Raw genomic sequence first — 2,644 nt, 5'->3', positions numbered from 1 at the left:
GCCCGGGCGCCGGCCCAGGCGGCCCCGCCCGGCCCGGCCGCACCGCGTCCTCGGCGCCGGGACCACCGGAGCCCTCCGGCGCGGGCTCGTCCGCGAGGCCCCGCCCGGCCCCCGCGAGGGCCGCGCGGGCCGCGTCGGCCGGAGGCACCCCGGATGCGGTGAGCCGGCACATCTCCTCCAGCACCGCCAGGTCGCCGGCGGACCAGCGGCGGTGCCTGCCGTCCTCGCGGGCGGCGGGGCCCATGCCGTAGCGGCGGTCCCACGAGCGCAGCGTCGTGGGGGACACGCCGAGCCGACGGGCCACGGCGCCCGTCGTCAGTCCGTGCGTGCTGTCACCCATACGACGAGCATACGCCGCATAAACGATGCGAGTTATCTTCGGCTGTTCTGCATCCGTGTCCGCGCCGCACGGGGAACCCCTTGTGACAGCCGACGCGCACCGCAGGGACGAACCGCGTCCCCACTCGTCGGGAGGAGTGGTCATGAACAACCCGATCAAGCGTCGTGCAGCCGCCGCACTCGCAGCGGCGGCCCTGCCCGTCTCCCTGGTCGTCCTGGCACCCAGCGCGGGGGCGAACGAGCAAGGCACGTTCGGCCCCGGGTGCTCGGCGCTTCCCAGCGAGGGCCCGGGCAGCCCGCAGGAGATGGCGAACGACCCGGTCGCCACTGCGGCGTCCACCAATCCGGAGCTGTCCACGCTGACGGCCGCCCTCCAGGAGGCGGACCTCGTCGACACCCTGAACGAGGCCGAGGACATCACGGTGTTCGCGCCGACCGACGACGCGTTCGACAAGATCCCCGCCGCGGACCTGGACGCGATCCTCGCCGACAAGGCGCAGCTCACCGACATCCTCACGTACCACGTGGTCGAAGAGCCCGTCGAGAAGAGCGAGCTCGCCGACGGTTCGTTCACGACCCTGGAGGGCGGCACGCTCACCACCCAGGGCTCCGGGAACACGTACGAGGTCAACGACACCGCCAAGATCGTGTGCGGCGGAGTGGCCACGTCCAACGCCACCGTCCACATCATCGACACGGTGCTGATGCCCAAGTGACGTCCTGAGCCGGGCACTGACCCCGGGACGCGGCCGCCCAGCACGCCGTGACCGGGGCAGTGACCCCCCTTTCCCGGGCCCGGTGCCGCGCTTCGCCGCGGTACCGGGCCCCGTTTCGCGGGTGACCACCCGGCGCGCTCGCGGGGCAGGCGCGGGCCGGCCGCGTGGGGCGGCGGGGCCAGTCCGGACCGGGCCGCCGCTTCATGACGGGCGGGGCTCAGCCACCCGGCGGTGCGGCCTCGGGCCGGCTGTCCTGCGGCGACCGGGCGGCCGGCGGGCCGGGGGCGCCGCTGCCGGCTCCACCGGTGGCCTCCGCGACCGGAGGGGCCGTAGGGGGCGGCGGTGTCGCCCACCGTATGGCGGAGGTGAGCGCGCGGCCGCCCGGGCGGGCGACCGGCAGGAGCAGCCGTGTGGTGTACGGGACGTCGAGCAGCGCCCTCGCCCACGGCGGCAGCAGCTCCACCGCGGCCGCCGCGAGCAGGGCGTACGGCGGCCGGGCCACGGCGGGCAGGGGCGGCTGCGCCAGCAGGAAGCGCGCCGTCGCCCGTGAGTCGGGGGTGGCGCGCAGTTCCGGGCGGTACGCCGCGATGCGCGCGGTCAGCCCGGCCCGGGTTGCCGGCGGGTCGTCCGCGCCGAGCCGCCGGGCGACCCGCGCCATGTCCGCGACGTAACCGTCCTCGCCGCGGCGGTCCAGCGGATGCCTGCCGTACCGCTGGTGGGCCCGCAGGAAGCACTCGGCTTCCGCGATGTGCACCCAGGTCAGCAGGTGCGGGTCGGAGGCGCGGTAGGGGACGCCGTCCGGGGTGCGCCCGCGCACCCGTGCGTGCACGGCGCGGACCCGTTCCACCGCCCGGTCCGCGTCCTCGGCCGCGCCGAAGGTCGTGAAGGCGAGGAACGCGCTCGTGCGCTGCAACCGCCCCCACGGGTCGCCCCGGAACCCCGAATGCGCCGCGACCGCGGCCATGGCGACCGGGTGCAGCGACTGGAGCAGCAGCGCGGCGAGGCCGCCGACGTACATCGACGCGTCCCCGTGCACGGTCCGCACGGGACGGTCGGGGGCGAACCAGCGCGGCCCGGGGGTGGTGTGCACGCGGGCGCGGGTCCGCTCGGCCGACGGGCCCGCGACCCGCTGCAGCAGGACCTCGCCGGCCCGTGTCCGGGCCCTGCCGACGACCGGTGGTGGCCAGACCATGACGCCAGTATGCTCCGCGCGGCTGACGGCGGGAGGGCCCGCGGGCGGCCGCGTGGTGCGGGCGTCAGCGGGCCCCGGCGGGACGGGAAGGGGCAGGGGGCGGGGGCGGGCTCAGAACCCTGCGATGCGGGCGGCGAAGAAGGCGGCGAAGGCCGCGCTGCCGACCAGGACCAGCACCATCGGCAGCCAGGGGTGCTCCCACACCCCCCGGTCGGGACGCTCGGAGTGGGCCGACGACGTCGAACCCTCCACGGGCGGGGTCTCCTGCGGCGGAACAAGCGGGACGGACATGGCTCCTCCTCCTTTCCCGCGACTGCGTCGTTGTCGACACGTCCACGGTCGCGCCGGCCACGGCGGGCCGCCACCCGCAGCGTTAGTGCGTCGAACCGGCCGCGTC

Annotated in this window: 4 protein-coding genes; 1 reads left to right on the top strand and 3 read right to left on the bottom strand. The window is 76.4% G+C overall.

Features of this window, described 5'->3' with window-relative positions; all coding sequences use genetic code 11:
- The coding region (locus tag BJP40_RS30435; RefSeq protein WP_143066056.1) for a MerR family transcriptional regulator at window positions 1–340 on the bottom strand (340 nt) is incomplete at its 3' end.
- Window positions 341–482: 142 nt separating this feature from the next.
- Here BJP40_RS30435 and BJP40_RS30430 point away from each other — a divergent pair.
- On the top strand, window positions 483–1,055 hold the full coding sequence (locus BJP40_RS30430; RefSeq protein ID WP_071269466.1) for a fasciclin domain-containing protein: 573 nt from the start codon (window positions 483–485) through the stop codon (window positions 1,053–1,055).
- Between the two features lie 217 nt (window positions 1,056–1,272).
- Here BJP40_RS30430 and BJP40_RS30425 read toward each other — a convergent pair whose 3' ends face one another.
- Both BJP40_RS30425 and BJP40_RS30420 read right to left on the bottom strand, forming a co-directional pair.
- Complete coding sequence (locus BJP40_RS30425) at window positions 1,273–2,247, bottom strand: oxygenase MpaB family protein (RefSeq protein WP_071284034.1); 975 nt, start codon at window positions 2,245–2,247, stop codon at window positions 1,273–1,275.
- A 111-nt stretch (window positions 2,248–2,358) separates the two neighbouring features.
- On the bottom strand, window positions 2,359–2,538 hold the full coding sequence (locus tag BJP40_RS30420; RefSeq protein WP_071284031.1) for a DUF6480 family protein: 180 nt from the start codon (window positions 2,536–2,538) through the stop codon (window positions 2,359–2,361).
- Window positions 2,539–2,644 lie beyond the last annotated feature (106 nt).

The organism is Streptomyces sp. CC53 (genome assembly GCF_001865245.1).
Lineage (GTDB): Bacteria > Actinomycetota > Actinomycetes > Streptomycetales > Streptomycetaceae > Streptomyces.
This window is presented reverse-complemented; position numbering and strand designations above follow the sequence as displayed.